Annotated in this window: 15 protein-coding genes; 4 read left to right on the top strand and 11 right to left on the bottom strand. The window is 35.8% G+C overall.

Annotated elements, in window-relative coordinates:
• The 4 genes from RTP52_RS02100 to RTP52_RS02085 all read right to left on the bottom strand — a co-directional run.
• Nucleotides 1-1,223, bottom strand: a 1,223-nt coding sequence (locus RTP52_RS02100; protein ID WP_312368926.1) for an AAA family ATPase, incomplete at its 3' end; no start/stop codon positions are given.
• Nucleotides 1,224-1,318: 95 nt separating this feature from the next.
• On the bottom strand, nucleotides 1,319-2,446 hold the full coding sequence (locus tag RTP52_RS02095) for an exonuclease SbcCD subunit D (protein WP_312368925.1): 1,128 nt from the start codon (nucleotides 2,444-2,446) through the stop codon (nucleotides 1,319-1,321).
• Nucleotides 2,447-2,671: 225 nt separating this feature from the next.
• Nucleotides 2,672-3,295 carry a response regulator transcription factor gene (locus RTP52_RS02090; RefSeq protein ID WP_312368923.1) on the bottom strand — a complete coding sequence of 208 codons (624 nt, stop codon included), beginning with the start codon at nucleotides 3,293-3,295 and terminating at the stop codon, nucleotides 2,672-2,674.
• A gap of 92 nt (nucleotides 3,296-3,387) precedes the next feature.
• On the bottom strand, nucleotides 3,388-4,467 hold the full coding sequence (locus RTP52_RS02085; RefSeq protein WP_312104023.1) for a sensor histidine kinase: 1,080 nt from the start codon (nucleotides 4,465-4,467) through the stop codon (nucleotides 3,388-3,390).
• 380 nt (nucleotides 4,468-4,847) lie between these two features.
• Here RTP52_RS02085 and RTP52_RS02080 point away from each other — a divergent pair, with 380 nt between their 5' ends.
• A complete protein-coding gene (locus tag RTP52_RS02080) occupies nucleotides 4,848-5,852 on the top strand; it encodes a radical SAM protein (protein ID WP_312368920.1) in 1,005 nt (334 codons plus the stop codon).
• A gap of 117 nt (nucleotides 5,853-5,969) precedes the next feature.
• Here RTP52_RS02080 and RTP52_RS02075 read toward each other — a convergent pair whose 3' ends face one another.
• The 7 genes from RTP52_RS02075 to RTP52_RS02045 form a co-directional block, all read right to left on the bottom strand.
• Nucleotides 5,970-7,148, bottom strand: a complete 1,179-nt coding sequence (locus RTP52_RS02075) for a pyridoxal phosphate-dependent aminotransferase (protein ID WP_312368918.1) — start codon at nucleotides 7,146-7,148, stop codon at nucleotides 5,970-5,972.
• 3 nt (nucleotides 7,149-7,151) lie between these two features.
• On the bottom strand, nucleotides 7,152-7,979 hold the full coding sequence (locus RTP52_RS02070; RefSeq protein ID WP_312368916.1) for a MetQ/NlpA family ABC transporter substrate-binding protein: 828 nt from the start codon (nucleotides 7,977-7,979) through the stop codon (nucleotides 7,152-7,154).
• A 288-nt stretch (nucleotides 7,980-8,267) separates the two neighbouring features.
• Nucleotides 8,268-9,227 carry an L-lactate dehydrogenase gene (locus RTP52_RS02065; RefSeq protein WP_312368915.1) on the bottom strand — a complete coding sequence of 320 codons (960 nt, stop codon included), beginning with the start codon at nucleotides 9,225-9,227 and terminating at the stop codon, nucleotides 8,268-8,270.
• A 12-nt stretch (nucleotides 9,228-9,239) separates the two neighbouring features.
• Complete coding sequence (locus RTP52_RS02060; RefSeq protein ID WP_312369149.1) at nucleotides 9,240-9,920, bottom strand: methionine ABC transporter permease; 681 nt, start codon at nucleotides 9,918-9,920, stop codon at nucleotides 9,240-9,242.
• Nucleotides 9,904-10,947, bottom strand: coding sequence for a methionine ABC transporter ATP-binding protein (locus tag RTP52_RS02055; RefSeq protein ID WP_312368914.1), 1,044 nt, complete (start codon nucleotides 10,945-10,947; stop codon nucleotides 9,904-9,906). The genes RTP52_RS02060 and RTP52_RS02055 overlap by 17 nt, the downstream gene beginning before the upstream one ends.
• Before the next feature lie 430 nt (nucleotides 10,948-11,377).
• Entirely contained in the window at nucleotides 11,378-11,569 is a 192-nt protein-coding gene (locus RTP52_RS02050) for a hypothetical protein (RefSeq protein WP_312368912.1), read from the bottom strand.
• Between the two features lie 171 nt (nucleotides 11,570-11,740).
• Entirely contained in the window at nucleotides 11,741-12,646 is a 906-nt protein-coding gene (locus tag RTP52_RS02045) for a LysR family transcriptional regulator (RefSeq protein WP_312368909.1), read from the bottom strand.
• Between the two features lie 238 nt (nucleotides 12,647-12,884).
• Here RTP52_RS02045 and RTP52_RS02040 point away from each other — a divergent pair, with 238 nt between their 5' ends.
• Genes RTP52_RS02040 through RTP52_RS02030 form a run of 3 tightly spaced genes read left to right on the top strand, consistent with a single transcriptional unit; the run spans nucleotide 12,885 to nucleotide 16,117 of the window.
• Entirely contained in the window at nucleotides 12,885-13,817 is a 933-nt protein-coding gene (locus RTP52_RS02040; RefSeq protein WP_312368907.1) for an ABC transporter ATP-binding protein, read from the top strand.
• Nucleotides 13,818-13,827: 10 nt separating this feature from the next.
• Nucleotides 13,828-14,970, top strand: coding sequence for an ABC transporter permease (locus RTP52_RS02035; protein ID WP_312368905.1), 1,143 nt, complete (start codon nucleotides 13,828-13,830; stop codon nucleotides 14,968-14,970).
• Nucleotides 14,957-16,117 (top strand): ABC transporter permease, encoded by a 1,161-nt coding sequence (locus tag RTP52_RS02030; protein WP_312368903.1) that lies wholly within the window; start codon nucleotides 14,957-14,959, stop codon nucleotides 16,115-16,117. Before RTP52_RS02035 ends, RTP52_RS02030 begins: the two co-directional genes overlap by 14 nt.
• Nucleotides 16,118-16,122 lie beyond the last annotated feature (5 nt).

The following is a 16,122-nucleotide window of genomic DNA, read 5'->3' as shown; positions in this document are numbered from 1 at the left end:
ACCTCTTGTTTCTTAAGATTGTCTTGTATCCTTATTTCCAATTGTTTTAGATTCTCAAATTGGGCTAATTCTTCCTTACATTGATTGATAGCTACTGCAAGTTCTTCTAATCGAACCTTATCTTTTTCATGCTCTTGATATTCTGCTTGCTTCTTCTTCGCCTCTTCCGACACAACATTAAATCGATTCTTCTGCTCTATTATCTCTCTTGCTAGATTCTCAGTTTCAACTCTACTCTTGTGGTATGCATCTGCAACAGGCTTTACCTGATATAACGCTTTCTTTGCATTTTGTAAATTTATTTGGCTTAATTTAATCTGATCCGATTGTTTTCTTAATTCTACTAGGAGGAGCCTTCTTTGCTCTAATTCCTGCCTCTTTTTCTCTTGCTCCTCTACGAGAGTAATCTTGGTAGTAAGCTCAACAAGCTTACTTGATAACTCTTTATTCTCCACCTCTAAGGTTTCATATTGTATTTTGTCTTCCTCTAAGTCAAGTTCTAGTAACTCTAATAAGTCATTGATTCTATGAATATCCGGCTTACGCTTCCACTCTTCTAAAACTTCATTTTCCCTAGAGAGTAAAATTCCAGAAAGGTACTGAACCATACTTCGCTCCAGCTGGTCACATTCCCCTTTTAATTCGGAAGCCATGGATTTTAACTTCTTTTGCACCGCTTCATAATTCCCCGTTTGAAATACCTTACGGAAAATGACACCTCGTTCTTCACTGCTTGCCGTAAGAAGTTTCATAAACTCACCCTGTGCAATCATAGCAATCTGCTTAAACTGCTTATAATCAATGGATAAGATCTCCATGATTTCATTCGTAACTGGTTGATAGCCTGCTACCACGGAACCATCCCATTTTATCAGAGTTGCATTTGGCTTTTCCTCCGTAAATCCATCTCCACGTTTTTTCGCCCTTTGGTATAATGGATTTCTCTCAACCTCATATCGTCTACCTTTATGTGAAAACACTAGCTTAACATAGGTCTTATCATCACCAGTGGCATAATCACTGCGCATAGAATCGGTGGTCCGATTTTCTCCACTTGCACAGCCAAATAATGCAAATGCAATTGCATCAAATATTGTCGTTTTACCAGCTCCAGTATCACCACTGATTAAAAAAAGCCCTGACTCCCCAATCTTTTCAAATGGCACAATAACTTCACCCTTAAATGGCCCAAAGCCACTAATCGCTAACTCAAGCGGTTTCATAAATCACCCTCCTTTCCTTACGCCACACAAAATAATTTTTCTATATTCACTATTTCTAAGGCGACCTCTTTGTCGCCTTAGAAATTCTCTTAACACTACTCAAACAGTAGTCTTTTCATGATATCATTCTGTTCTTCGGACATAGGAACATTATTCTGATTCTTATAAAACTCTTCAAATAAGCTAAGAGGGTCTTTTCTAATAACATCCTCAGCTACCAATTTTGCTGTATCATTTGGCTTTGTCTTACTGTTATCAAAATCAATTCGCATTACATTTGGGTAAATGCTTCGAATCCGCCCGATTGCATCATAGATTTCCTCTTCATCAGTTAAGGTCGCATGAATATAGTCCATCGTATTACCATTTCGATAATTCTTGGGATTTAAAACTTCATCAATTGGCCCTTTTAACTGACGCATATCCCTTAATGGTAACAAAGGAATATACTCCTGTTTAATCTCCTCTTTGGAATTAATCGTTACCATTGTTAAAGATTTTTTCTGATTCGTTTCAGAAAAGGAGTATTTTAGAGGAGAACCAGCATAACGAACTGTATCTCTTCCAATTCGCTGTGGTCCATGAAGATGTCCTAGTGCAACATAGTCAAAATCATCAAATACACTAGCATCAACATTATCAAGTCCTCCAACTGATATGTTTTCAGAATCACAACATTCAGGCGAAGTATCTCCTGCTGTCACAAATTGATGTGCTACAAGAATATTTCTCTCTGCTTTATTAATCTTCGCTGCCCCTAGAATCGCCTTCACTGCATCATGATAAGACTCAATTCCCTCGTGATACACGGAAGCAATGGCTGGCTTTACAAATGGCAGCAGATAAATATTGACTGGACCATGTCCATCTTTTAATGTAAAGTGCGCTATCTCCCCTTGATAAGTACCCGCTATATAAACTTCATTATTTCTTAAAATACGGCTTGCAAAATTAAGTCGATCCGCAGAATCATGATTTCCACTAATCATAAATACTGGAATATTACGTTTATGTAAGCCTGATAAGAAATCATCCAACAAATTAACACCTTCAACCGTCGGTAGATTCTTATCGTAAACATCACCAGCAATTAGTAATGCATCTGGTTTTTCCTCATCTGCAAGCTCTAAAATCTTTTGTAAGATATAAGTCTGGTCTTCTATCATCGAAAACTCATTTACTCTTTTTCCAATATGCAAGTCCGATAAATGCATAAATTTCATACCGACACCTCCATTAATCTTTTCCACTCTATCATAACACAAAAGTACAGGGAATGATAAGAACAAATATTCTGGAAAGTGATGAATATGGTACAAGAATGAGAAAAGGCACCATGTATGAATCACTCCCTATCTACTTGAAAGAAAGCAGTTTCTACATTGTACCTTTATATACCTTACAGGATGAATAAAATCAGAAAAATCTAGGCCTTTAGCATGTAGCCTTCACTGCATCTGCTTATAATAAAAAATCGCTGCCTGCGTCCGATCTCTAACATCAAGCTTCAACAACAAATTACTTAAATAATTCCTGACCGTTCCCTCGCTTAAGAACATAGCATCTGAGATTTCTTTGTTACTAAGTCCTTCCGCGACCATAGTTAGGAGTTCATACTCCTTCTTTGTTAGCTGATACACCTCATAAGGAAATTCCTTTTTCTTTTGCATTAAGTCTGGTAACTTGGTTACAACATCTGAACCAAATACACTCTGTCCGATAGAAACCGCTTTTAACGCAGGTTGTATACTATCATAGTCTTGCTTTAACAAATATCCTTTTGCACCAATCTTTAATGCCTTTACGATATATTCATCATCTGAAAATGTTGTTAAAAATAATATTTTAGCATTTTTATGTTTCGCTAAAATTTTTTCTGCCGCCTCAATACCGCTCATTGTTGCCATACGAATATCCATTAAAAGTACATCAGGAATATATTTCTCATATAGAGTGATGGCTTCACTCCCATCATTACCGACGGCATCTACTTTAATCTCAGAATCCATTTCTAAGATAACCTTTAAAGAAGAACATACCAAACGGTCATCATCAACTATTACAATTCTCATTCTTAGCCTCCATGCTACGACTATCTTTTAGGAGCATCTAATGACTCAAGTTTGGCGTAGCACAAACTTGGTGAATGAAAGATTAAAATCTTTCACTCTTTCTCCTCGCACGTTTTTGGTATTATTACAAATATACGAAATCCTTTTTCTGAAGTAATCGTAATATTTCCTCCTAATGCATTCACTCTGTCTTTCATGTTCATTAATCCGATTCCTTCACCTGATATCTTTTTAATTCCAGTTCCATTGTCTTTTATCAGTAGCTGATACATCCCTGGATGCTCCCGTAGTACTACTTCCACTTTTGTGGCATTGCTATGCTTTATCATATTAGAAAATGCTTCTTTTAAAATCGTTAAGAAACAATACTTTACATTCCGATTTGCCACATTTCCCATATCATAATCTAATTCCACTTTACAAAAAGTAAAATCGTTCACCAACTGTTCTACACTCGTTTTCAAATCAATCGCACCATCGTGCAAATCATGAACACTTAGTCTTATGGAATTCATAGCATCCGATAATGTATCTTTTAATCCACAAAGTAACTCTTTACTTTCCTCATTTTTATTTACCGCAATGGCTGCACCTACCATTAGGATAGAACGAGATAACATATGACCGACATTATCATGTATTTCTCTAGCAATTCGATTTCTTTCTTTTAATGTAGCTAAATAGATCTCGGTATCCTGCTGACTTATAAGTTCTAGATTTCTGGCTTCTAACTCCATCTTAGATTCTTTGGTTGTGTCTTGTAGTTTAAATAATCGTTCCTTCAATTGGCTTTGCTTCATCGTTCGTACCGCAAATGTTACAGCAATAATATGTAACATGATAAAAAATAAACACTTAAAAATTGAATCAAACTGCGTGATTTGATATCCAGCAGTAATTATGACTGCGATACTTAGCGCCTTCTTACGAAACCAAACTGCTTCATATAATAGTAACGGTAAAAATGCGAAGAATTGCGGCATAAAAAGGCAGAGTAGAAAATAGCAAATATAACTAACATAAAACAAAAATTCTTTTTCCATTACATAATTAAATTCACTGATTGCCATTGCAACCAGTAAGGCTATCACTGCATACTTTATATTTGTATTTAAATCTAGAAAAAAGCTGCAACATATTAGTATAAGTAAACGATCATAGATGGAATTCAAACAGGTTCTCCCTTCATGGATCACAGCTATGGCCATGATTCCTTTCGTTTTAGAAACTCAAATCATAATTACCATGATTTTACCATATTCTTTACCTATTGTTAAACATTTTTCTTATTTTTCCCATTATTAAAAAGGCCGCCTGTCAAAAAAACATGCGACCTATTGTGATTTGGGACAAGTTTTTGTTATAATGTGAAGTAAAGATAATATATAAAGGAGCTGATATTATGTTATGTAAAATGGTGATTCTCTTAGATGTTTCGCTCTGCATGAAATCCGATGTTCGGACGAAGTTCACGCAGAGGAATCAATAGTTCGTCCGCATTGGGTTTCTGATTTAAGTTTATTAAAAATTTTAATTAAAAAAGGAGAAACCCATGAAATTTTATACTAACAATAGCTACTCGCAAATGCAGGCTTGCTCAGGCGGCCAGATAACACCAGAATATCCATATAAATTGTATCTTGACTTAACGCAGGATTGCAACCTAGCCTGTAAAATGTGTCGCGACAAGGTTCAAATCACAGGTAAAACAATGCCTTTTAACTTGTTTTGCAGACTTGTTGATGAAACCGCACCTTATGTAAGAAGCTATTCTTTATTTAACTGGGGTGAACCCCTCATTTTAAAGGACTTCCGCGAATATGTCCGTTATGCTTGTTCTAAGAAGAGGGCGGACTGCACAGTTGATATTTCAACAAACGGCATGCTTCTCACAGATAACATGATAAACTTCCTACGAGAAATGGAAGTCTCTGTAGTCGTTTCTTTTGACGGCGCGGATAAAAACACGTTTGAGAACATCAGGCGTGGGGCAAATTTTGAATTTGTTTGCGAGAAATTGAAAGCCCTTTCTGAGGCATATTCTAATATGCCTTTATTAAAATCCCCCGAAATTTATACGTCGGTTCAAAAAGACAATCAAAATCAGTTATTGGCGATAGCAGAGCTTGCGTATTCTTTGGGAATAAAGCGCATGGGATACGGTCTTGTAACCGCCCCCGCTGAATACGCAGCGGAAGCAAATGATGATTTACGGCGTGAAATTGAAAATACCGCCGATTTTATTGACAGCCACGGAATGCTTAATAGTCTATATCCAACAAAAGTCGGCGATTATTTATGGTGGGGGAATAAATATCTTCACAAGGATAATTTTCTTGTTGACACAAGTTGCAACGCGCCTTTTGTTAGCGCGTCTATAGCATATAACGGTGATGTGTACTTATGCTGCAACGGCGGCGATGTGACGGGGAATGTTTGCGATAAAAGCTTCAAGGAAGTATGGCAAAGTGCTAAATACAACGAATTGCGGGAAGCGGTTAATTCAAATTCCGATATGCCGAAAAGCTGTAGAACTTGTGCGTGGTTTAACAGGTAAGATGAAATCTTTGTACATAATAGGCATTATCGTCAATAAGTAATGAATTTTACGCTTCTTTTGAAACGGCGGCGCGTCATGGTGACGTGCCGCCGTTATAAAAAACGTTGCCATAATTTAATAATATCCATTACTATTTAAAGCCTTATTTCTTATATTAGATAAACGATCTAAAGCTCCTATTAATGTTTCATCTTTCTTTGCAAAGTGAAGTCTAATTAGATGATTCACTTCTTCTTTAAAAAAGCTGGAACCTGGCACTGCTCCCACACCTACTTCTCTAGCTAACCATTCGCAAAATCTTACGTCGTCTTTTACATTAAATTCAGAAACATCCACTAAAACATAGTAAGCACCTTGTGGATCTGTGTAGTTTAGTTTTAAATCTGCCAGTCCACCAACAAACAGTTCTTTTTTCTGTGCATAATGTTTTTGAAGCTCTTTATAATATTCTTCTCCAAAATTAAGCCCTACAACCGCTGCTTCCATTAACGGCGCTGCTGCTCCAACCGTTAAAAAGTCATGGACTTTTTTTACCCTTTCTATCACTACAGGATTTGCGATTACATATCCTAAACGCCATCCAGTAATCGAATATGTTTTGGATAGTGAACTACATATGATCGTTCTTTCCCTCATACCAGGCAAGGTTGCCATATAAATATGTTTATTTGGTTCGTATATGATATGCTCATATACTTCGTCTGTAATAACATAAGTATCATATTTTATTGCAAGGTCTGCGATAATTTTTAGTTCATCATAAGTAAATACCTTTCCACAAGGATTTGATGGATTACATAAAATTAACGCCTTAACACCCTTTTTAAATGCATCCTCTAACTCATTTGCATCGAAGGAAAATGTAGGAGGTTTTAGTGGTACATAGATAGGTTCAGCACCCGAAAGTATGACATCCGCACCGTAATTTTCATAAAAAGGTGAGAATATAATCACTTTATCCCCAGGATTTGTTACGGTCATCATCGCTGCCATCATCGCTTCTGTACTTCCGCAGGTAACAACAATCTCAGTATCTGGATTAATCTTCATTCCAGAAAATTGTTCCTGTTTCTTTGCAAGGGCATACCTAAAATTCTCAGCTCCCCAAGTAAGTGCATATTGATGAGGGCCTTCTCCTGCTAAGTTAGCAAGTCTATCTGTTATCTCTTTTGGTGGATTAAAATCTGGGAATCCCTGAGATAAGTTAATAGCATCGTATTGATTCGATACTCTAGTCATTCTACGGATTACGGAATCCGAGAAATTGGCAGTTCGTTCGCTTAATGGTTTCATTATTTACTCCTCCCATGCAGCTAAATAAGAGCCCTTATAGGTATCTGCATAAACTTCTTTTACTGCATCTGATTGATATGCTTTCACAACCTTTTTTAATACTTCATTATTTGCATCTTCACTTCTTGCTGCAATCAGGTTCACATAATTCTTCCCTACATAGATATTTGGACTATCTTGGAATATTGCTTCTTTTCCTGGATTTAACCCGTTATCTAAGGCATAATTACAATTAATAACAGCAATCGCAACGTCTGGTAGCAAAGCATATACATTTGCTGCATCTACTTCTACAAATTCAAACTTGAAAGGGTTTGCAATAATATCCTTTATTTCTGGACTGTCGCCTGCATCTTTGTTTAACTCGATAAGAGCTGCTGCTTCAAGAACTTTTAAAGCTCTTCCTTCGTTTGTTGCATCATTTGGAACTGCGATTTTATCCCCTTCTTTTACTTCACTTAGATTTGCAATCTTCTTGGAATAAATGTTCATAGCGGAGATAAATGTATCGCCGATTGCTTCAATCTTGTAGCTATTGTTAGCTATCTCCTTATCCAAGTAAGCATGATGTTGGAATGCATTTAAATCAATCTCACCACCATCTAGAGCAGCATTCGGAGTATTATAGTCCGAAAATGACACTAACTGAACCTCGATTCCCTCTTTCTTAAGTTCTTCAATGACAGGAACCCACATTTCATTCGACTCACCAACAACACCGACCTTAACTACTTTGTTGTCCTTAGTGGCATCCTTTTTTCCGCATCCAGTTACCGCAAAAGCCAAAGTAAATCCTAACACTAAAATACCTAATTTTTTTAATTTTCTCATAATTTTTCCCCTTTTCTATTCTTTTTTAAGTTCAAATAACTCTTTTACTTTTATTTAATTAAAATTTGCTACTTCTGTTATAGTTCATCCAATAACAACTATGTCCGTGTTAGAATAAATCCTTCCCATTTCAAAGAATGCTCTTAACTTCTCTTAATGTCCCTGATTAAATGGATACGCTAACATTCTTACACTCTCTATACTACAAGGTTTCTAAATAATCATATCGTAAAACTGCTTATAGCAAATTCTCATATTCTATCTTACTTACCATAAATGTGTCTTATCTTAAGATAGCGTCAGCGCATACTCATAATTTTCTTTCATCGTCCTACAAGAGGCATCGAATTTTTCCTTTTCCTTAGGTGTCAAATTTAATTCGATGATTCCTTCTACACCATGGATTCCAAGTACTGTAGGAACTGATGCATATACATCCTGCTGGCCGTACTCGCCATTTAAGAGAGTAGATACTGGTAATACCTTCTTCTCATCTGAGAAAATAGCTCTAGTGACCTCAGCCAGTGCTGCACCAATTCCAAATTCCGTTGAACCTTTTCCACTTAAGATATGCCATCCCCCTAACTTAGCTTCTTTAGAAAGCTTAGAAAGATCAATCTGTCCATATTTTTCAGGTTTCTCCTTGATTAGTTCCAAGATTGGTTTGCCCGCTATGGTTACCGATGACCATGCAACCATCTGGCTTTCCCCGTGTTCACCAAGAACGTATCCATAAATTGATTTTTGATCGATTCCAACAGCATCTGCAATCGCTCTTTTTAGTCTGGCAGAATCTAATACCGTACTTGTTGAGATAATTTTATTTGATGGATACTGAAGTAAATGCTGCAAATAATGTGCTATTACATCTGCAGGATTTGAAATACTAACGATGATACCATCAAAACCTGAATTCTTGATATGCCCAGCCACCTCTTTTATAATAGCTGCTGTATTTGTAAGGGTACTCATTCTTGTTTCGCCCTTACTTTTATCAGGGTTGGTCCCTACTGCAATTACCATGAGATCTGCATCTGTTGCATCACTATAGTCACCCGATTTCACCTTAACCCTGTGTGGCAGATATACTGTTGCATCATAGATATCCAGTGCTTGTGCATTTGCCTTCTCTTTATCAATATCAATAAAGACAATTTCTTCTGCAAGCCCTTGCTCTGCCAGTGCATACCCAGCATGAGACCCTACGTGTCCTGCACCGATAATAATGACTTTTCTTGGTTTTGCCATAACTTTTCTCTCCTAATGTGTACATTTTCTTGATACCACGTTACCAACGATCTGGATAATGCTTACAAGTAGAACTAAAACAACCACGGATGCATAAGTTACATCCGTTTGATTACGTTGATAACCAAATCTAATTGCAAAATCGCCAAGGCCCCCTGCGCCAATAGCGCCAGCCATTGCGGTTAAACTGATTAAGTTAATCGCAGTTATCGTAGTTGCTCTTACTAAGGAAGGAATACATTCCCTTAATAGTACTCGAAAAATGATTTCAATCGGACCACTTCCCATCGCTTGTGCAGCTTCAATCAGTCCTGGATTCATTTCTGCTAGAGCGGTTTCTACTTGCCTTGAGAAGAATGGTGCGGTACCAAAAACTAATGGAACGATTGCCCCTTTCACTCCAATTGCTGTTCCAGATATCAATCTAGTCAGTGGAATTAGACCTGCCAGTAAAATAATAAAAGGTATGGAGCGAAAGAAATTGACCAACTTATCAAGAACCTGATAAATTACTAGGTTTTCAAGTATTCCATTCTTTTTGGTTACAGTTAAGATAATTCCTAACAACAATCCAATGATAAAAATCATGATTCCTGCTTTTAAAACCATCTGTAACGTTTCGGCAATACTTTTATAAAAGTCAGGAAGCTTCGACATGACATTCGGTAGATATTTTTCAAGAAGCTCTTGCATCAAGTATCACCTCCACTCCAACATTTTTATCTTGTAAATACTTTATAGCACCATCAATATCTTCCTTCTTTCCACTTACGATAGAAACCAAACCACCGATTGGATTTTCACCGATTAACTCAATGTTTCCAAAAATGATATTAATGTTCAATGCAAATTCTCTTGATAACTGTGATACGAGAGCCTCTGATGTGCTTCTCTCTAAGTACTTAAATCGTAAAATACACTCCCCTTGTCTAAGTTCTGTAATCTTTGCTTTCTCATCTATGTAGTGATAGATTCTTGAAAGATTTGAAGTACTATCAACAAAATCCTTTGTTATCTTCTTTTGTGGGTTCGCAAATATCTCAAATACGTCCCCTTCTTCTACAACTTCGCCATTCTCCATTACAGCAACCCTATCACAGATTTCTTTTACCACCTGCATCTCATGGGTGATGATGACGATTGTGATACCGAGCTTTTGATTTACTTCTTTTAGCAGTTTTAGAATTGAAACTGTAGTTTGTGGATCTAGAGCACTGGTAGACTCATCACTCAGTAAAATATCCGGATCGTTCGCTAACGCTCTTGCTATCGCCACCCTCTGCTTTTGTCCACCAGAAAGTTTTGATGGATATTCTTTCGCTTTTTCCTCAAGACCAACTAGCTTTAATAGCTCATTGACTTTCTCTTCAATTTGTTTTTTTGATAATCCTTGATGCTTTAGAGAGTACGCAACATTCTCGAAAACTGTTCTGGATGCAAACAAATTAAAGTGTTGAAAGATCATTCCGATTTTTCTTCGCTGTTTTCTAAGTTCCTTACCTTTTAGTGCAGTGAGTTCGACATCACCGATGTAAACTTTACCTTCCGTTGGTTTCTCTAATAAATTGATACACCTTACTAGAGTAGACTTTCCTGCTCCAGAGAAACCAATGATGCCATAAACCTTACCATTTTCAATGGTTAAATTAACATTCTTAACAGCATCAACAAATCGATCACCAGAAGCAAATGTCTTACTAAGATTTTCAAATCGAATCATTTACAACCTCATTTCTGCGCTGCTCTTTGTTATGCATTCGGAAACAATGCTTAGTTTGTGAATGCAGCGCTGACACAAACTTTCTGATTGAAATACTATTCAATCTTTTAATCTTGAAAACATGCCTGCTTAGTAGGACGTGTTAACTCCTTTCCTACAAAAAAACAGGGTGCATTTGCTCATGCACCCTGTTTTCCTTGTTCTTTTATCAGATTTTGATAACACTAATCTTACAAAAAACCGGATTTTGAGCGCACTGAACTAGGCATGTAATTACACATACATCCACCATTGCAACACATCATCATATTCATAGTATTTATTGAATTTACAGTACGCATCGTATTTCTCCCTTCCGTTATTTTGTGTATCTTCCTTAGGTTATTTATTCTTTATTTTAATCTCATTACTTGATTACTAGCCTTTCCTTCTATGGCTTTCTTCCTTGGCCCTCATCTTGACCTTCTTCTTGGCTTCCTTCCTTTGCCCTCATCTTGACCTTCTTCTTGGCCTTCTTCTTTGTCTCTTCTTGACCTTTTTCCTGACCTTCTTCTTGGTCTTCTTCTTGACCTCTTCTTGGTCTTCTGGTCTTCTTCCATTTTACTTCAGCTATAAAAAACATTATTTAGATATTTAAAGATTACTACTTTATTACTTTTTATATTGCTCACTACTAATCTTAACAATCTACCTTCGTAAGTTTCTTTCCTGCTGTTGTTCTTATGTTGTTATTATAACAGTCAAAAAAAGAAAGTGTTAATACTCAAAACCAATAATCTGTTATAGGTTAAACCTATAACACCATGTCTTTATAATTAATTAATTCCTTGATATATAATTCGCCATTACTACTGATAATAGAGCCTTTTCGTTTAATATATCCAATTCTCATTGTTTCACTTTCAACTAAAGGAACAGCCTTATAATCATCCCCATTTAATTCCTCACAAATGATTCCGGAACATAAGGTATATCCATGTAAGCCTATCATTAAATTTAATATCGTAGCTCTATCATTTGCTTTAATAATACGTTTATAGTCATAAGTACTCTTAACCTCTTCTGCTAAATAGAAAGAGTTATTTTTACCTTGATCAAAAGCTAGACATGGGTACTCTTCTAATTCCTTCATGGAAATAATTTCTCTGTTTGCAAGCGGATGCCCTGACCAAAGATATACGTAAGTGTCACATTGAAATAGTTCTACAAATTCTAAACTATTCACTCTAAGAACCTTTGTCATCACCTGTTCATTAAAATCATTAAGATATAGAACTCCTAGTTCACTCTTAAAATTCTTTACATTTTCAATTACTTCATAGGTCTTCGTTTCATGAACTGCAAATTCATACTGTTCCATTCCCACCTTTTTTACCATCTCTACGAAAGCTTTCACTGCAAAGGTATAATGCTGCATAGATACACTGAATTTTTTCTTTGACTTTTTTTCAATGTACTTATCTTCCAATAACCGACATTGCTCTGACACTTGCTTTGCATAGGAAAGAAACTCCTCTCCTTCCGGAGTTATTACGATTCCTCGATTAGAACGAAGAAAAATATCAAATCCTATTTCTATTTCCAGTTCCTTTATCGTCCCCGAAAGGCTAGGTTGTGAGATGAAAAGCTTTTTTGCAGCTTCATTCATAGAACCGCAATCTGCTATCGTAATTACATATCTTAACTGCTGTAGTGTCATGTATCCTCCCAATAAGTTTTTTACTTTATTCTGCACTAATAATATATTATACCCTTTGAAGAGCTTATTTCAAACTATTTCCTTAGTTCATTTCTTTTTGACTCTAATCCATTTCCATTCTCAAATCCTAACTATCAAATGTGATAAATGTCACATGAATACTTGACGGAAAACACTACCAAATGCATTTGAATATTCCTATAATAATCTCATAACTAAAATAATTGGAGGATATTATATGATTGTTAAAGTTGAAAATCTCGTAAAAAGATATAAAGATCTCCTAGCTCTTGATCACTTGAACCTAAGTATAGAAAAAGGTGAAATCTTTGGACTACTAGGCCCGAATGGTTCTGGCAAATCAACTGCCATTGGATGTATCTTAGCTTTGTTAAACTTTGATAAAGGAAATATTGAGGTTTTTGGTAAACCTATGAGACCAGATAGCTACGATTTGAAACGTAAAATCGGGGTCGTTCTTCAAAATGTAGCTGTTTTTAACGAATTAACTGTCTATGACAATATCGATTACTTTTGTGGTTTATATATAAAAGATAAAAGCGAAAGAAAAAAACTTGTGAATGAAGCAATTGAATTTGTAGGTTTGGAGGATTTTACAAAGTTTTATCCTAAAAAATTATCTGGTGGTTTGTTACGTCGATTAAATATTGCTTGTGGCATAGCTCATAAGCCAGAGTTAATTATCTTGGATGAACCTACGGTAGCAGTAGACCCGCAGAGTAGAAACCGTATATTAGAGGGTATTGTGGATTTAAATAAGAAAGGTGCAACAATTATCTATACCACTCACTACATGGAGGAAGTCGAGCAAATCTGCAGTCGTGTTGCTATTATTGATAAAGGTAAAACGATAGCAATAGGTACGAAGGAGCAGCTAAAGGCTATGATAAAGACGGGAGAGACCATATGCATTGAGGTTTTAGAGTTAGATGAGAAGCATCTTGAGAATATTAAAGAGCTACCTCATGTTTATAAGGTTGATTATGACAGTCAACAACTATTAATCAGTTGTAGTGGAGGAAAGCATAACCTAATCCGAATTCTAAACTACCTACAATCGAATGAGGTAGCATTTGGCCGTGTCTATACAGAACTACCAACCCTAAATGACGTATTCCTTGAAATAACCGGCAAGGAACTTAGAGATTAAGGAGGCACCTATGTTTTTTCATCAGTATAAATACCGTATCAAATACTTTTTAAAGACTCCTACCATTCTTTTTTGGGCATTTTTCTTTCCTATTTTATTAGGAACATTATTTCGTGCTGCTTTTGGTGATATAATGTTAAATCTTGGTGTAATGGATAGTATCCCTGTCGCTGTTGTAATTGAAAAAGAGCTGCCACAAGAACATGCTCTCTTATCTGTGCTTCCAGCAGTCACCTATAAAGATGAAACTCCAATGTTTCAAGTTACAAAAACAACAAGGGAAGAAGCAGATCAAATGCTTAGGGAAGGAGCAGTAAATGGGATAATAAATCTATCTGATACTGTAGAATTATTTGTATCTGATAGTGAGTTACAAACCAACATTTTAAAACAATTTCTAGATCAATATAGTCGTATGAGTAAAGCAATAGAGGATATTGCAAGAAACGATCCACAATCTCTTCCGAAAGCAATATTACTATTACAATCCGATGCTCAAAATATTGTGAAAGTATCACTTAATGGAAAGAATACCAATGGCTTTATCCAATATTTTTATTCCTTAATTGCAATGTCATGTATGTTTGGAAGTTATTTAGGGCTGAGCAATAGTATGGATATTCAAGGTAACCAAAAACCAGTAGCTGCAAGAAGATGCATTACTCCAACCAATAAGCTAATATTAATCCTTGCAGACTCTTCCGCAGCAATAACCATTCACTTTCTAGAACTAACTGTTGTATGGATCTATCTTAGATTTGTTCTTGGTATACCGATTGGGGATCAGCCGTTCTTCTTTTTACTTACTGTATTTCTTGGTAGTGTAATTGGAATTGCTTACGGTCAATTTGTTGGATCTATTAGCAAAGGTCATGAGGCACTACGTGTTTCTATAGTTACCGGTATTGGCTTAATATTAAGTTTCCTCAGCGGTTTAATGGTTGATACTATAAAATATATCATAGAAGCAAATGTTCCGTTATTAAATCGTATCAATCCCGCTGCTTTGATAACAGACGCTTTTTATAGTCTTTCTGTATTTAGTGATTACTCTAGATTTACAAGTGATATAGTATCCTTACTAGTCATTGCAGCAATCTTTATTTTCGCAAGCTTTTTGTTACTTAGGAGGGAACGATATGATAGTATTTAAAACATTTTTTAAACTATTAGCTAAAAATAAATGGAGTTTTATTATCAATCTAGTAATCTTTTTAGGTCTTAGCTCTATTGCTGTACGAAATGGTTCTCCAGAGGAGCAGATTAAATTTAAAGACATTAAACTTAAACTTGCTGTCATTGACCGTGACCATTCAGCGACTAGTATAGAACTTAAGAAGTATATTGGTGAACTCCATATATTGACCGAATTAGAAGATGATCCTGAAGTTTTTCAAGATGAACTTTACTTTAATTCTGTTCATGAAATCATCATTATACCAGCTGGATTTGAAGAAAATCTTATTGCTGGGAAAGATATGCCACTAGAAACGTTAGAAGCACCTGATGCCAGTGTTACAGCTTTATCTAGCATACAACTCGACCAAATCATAAGATTTTTAAAGACCTATCTTGCCCTTGGCTATACACCATCGGACGCTATGATAAAAACGAAAGATATTATGCAGTCCAATGCGTCAGTTACTATGCAGTTGGATAAAAATAGTTTAGAGGAAGTCCCAAGATATAATTACTATTTTCAATATCTACCTTACCCCATGGTTGCAATCTTGATATCCTGCATTAGTTTAATTCTCATTCTCTTTAATGATAAAGATGTAAAAAACAGAACGATTTGTGCCTCTTTCTCTTTAAAAAAGCGTAATTTTGAATTATCTCTCGCTAACATCATTGTTTCTGTTATCATTTGGATTTTACTTATGTTGTTTCCTTTTATTCTAGTAGGAACTGACATGATACACTCTGGAGTATACAGATTTTATTTACTAAATAGCCTTTCCTTCCTCATCGTTAGTTTTAGCATATCCTATCTCATAGGTATATTTAGTAATTCCGTGGAAGCAATCTCTATCTTTAGTAACTCAGTATCTCTAGGACTCTGCTTTTTGGGTGGCGTATTTGTTCCTCAATCGGTTATGAGTAAACAAGTACTTTACATTTCAAAATTTTTACCTTCGTACTGGTACGTTGTAACGAATAAAATTATAGGAAAAAACACAAAACTTGTTGGAAGTGGATTAAAAGATGTTATGTTTGGTATTCTAATACAATTATGTTTTGCTATTACTATCTTTGGTATCTCGTTGGTAATTTCGAAGAGAAAGACACAAGCATGTTAGTAGGA

It is taken from the genome of Lachnoclostridium sp. (assembly GCF_031997925.1).
In the GTDB taxonomy this organism is placed as follows: Bacteria; Bacillota; Clostridia; order Lachnospirales; family Lachnospiraceae; genus Lachnoclostridium.
The sequence above is the reverse complement of the archived record's forward strand: the minus strand, read 5'-3'. Positions and strand labels throughout refer to the sequence as shown.

Excerpts from the sequence above, each read along its gene's own strand:
- RTP52_RS02095 (WP_312368925.1), bottom strand. The coding sequence starts at position 2,446 with ATGAAATTTATGCATTTATCGGACTTGCATATTGGAAAAAGAGTAAAT.
- RTP52_RS02090 (WP_312368923.1), bottom strand. The coding sequence starts at position 3,295 with ATGAGAATTGTAATAGTTGATGATGACCGTTTGGTATGTTCTTCTTTA.
- RTP52_RS02080 (WP_312368920.1), top strand. The coding sequence starts at position 4,848 with ATGAAATTTTATACTAACAATAGCTACTCGCAAATGCAGGCTTGCTCA.
- RTP52_RS02075 (WP_312368918.1), bottom strand. The coding sequence starts at position 7,148 with ATGAAACCATTAAGCGAACGAACTGCCAATTTCTCGGATTCCGTAATC.
- RTP52_RS02070 (WP_312368916.1), bottom strand. The coding sequence starts at position 7,979 with ATGAGAAAATTAAAAAAATTAGGTATTTTAGTGTTAGGATTTACTTTG.
- RTP52_RS02065 (WP_312368915.1), bottom strand. The coding sequence starts at position 9,227 with ATGGCAAAACCAAGAAAAGTCATTATTATCGGTGCAGGACACGTAGGG.
- RTP52_RS02060 (WP_312369149.1), bottom strand. The coding sequence starts at position 9,920 with ATGCAAGAGCTTCTTGAAAAATATCTACCGAATGTCATGTCGAAGCTT.
- RTP52_RS02055 (WP_312368914.1), bottom strand. The coding sequence starts at position 10,947 with ATGATTCGATTTGAAAATCTTAGTAAGACATTTGCTTCTGGTGATCGA.
- RTP52_RS02050 (WP_312368912.1), bottom strand. The coding sequence starts at position 11,569 with ATGTTTTTTATAGCTGAAGTAAAATGGAAGAAGACCAGAAGACCAAGA.
- RTP52_RS02045 (WP_312368909.1), bottom strand. The coding sequence starts at position 12,646 with ATGACACTACAGCAGTTAAGATATGTAATTACGATAGCAGATTGCGGT.
- RTP52_RS02040 (WP_312368907.1), top strand. The coding sequence starts at position 12,885 with ATGATTGTTAAAGTTGAAAATCTCGTAAAAAGATATAAAGATCTCCTA.
- RTP52_RS02035 (WP_312368905.1), top strand. The coding sequence starts at position 13,828 with ATGTTTTTTCATCAGTATAAATACCGTATCAAATACTTTTTAAAGACT.
- RTP52_RS02030 (WP_312368903.1), top strand. The coding sequence starts at position 14,957 with ATGATAGTATTTAAAACATTTTTTAAACTATTAGCTAAAAATAAATGG.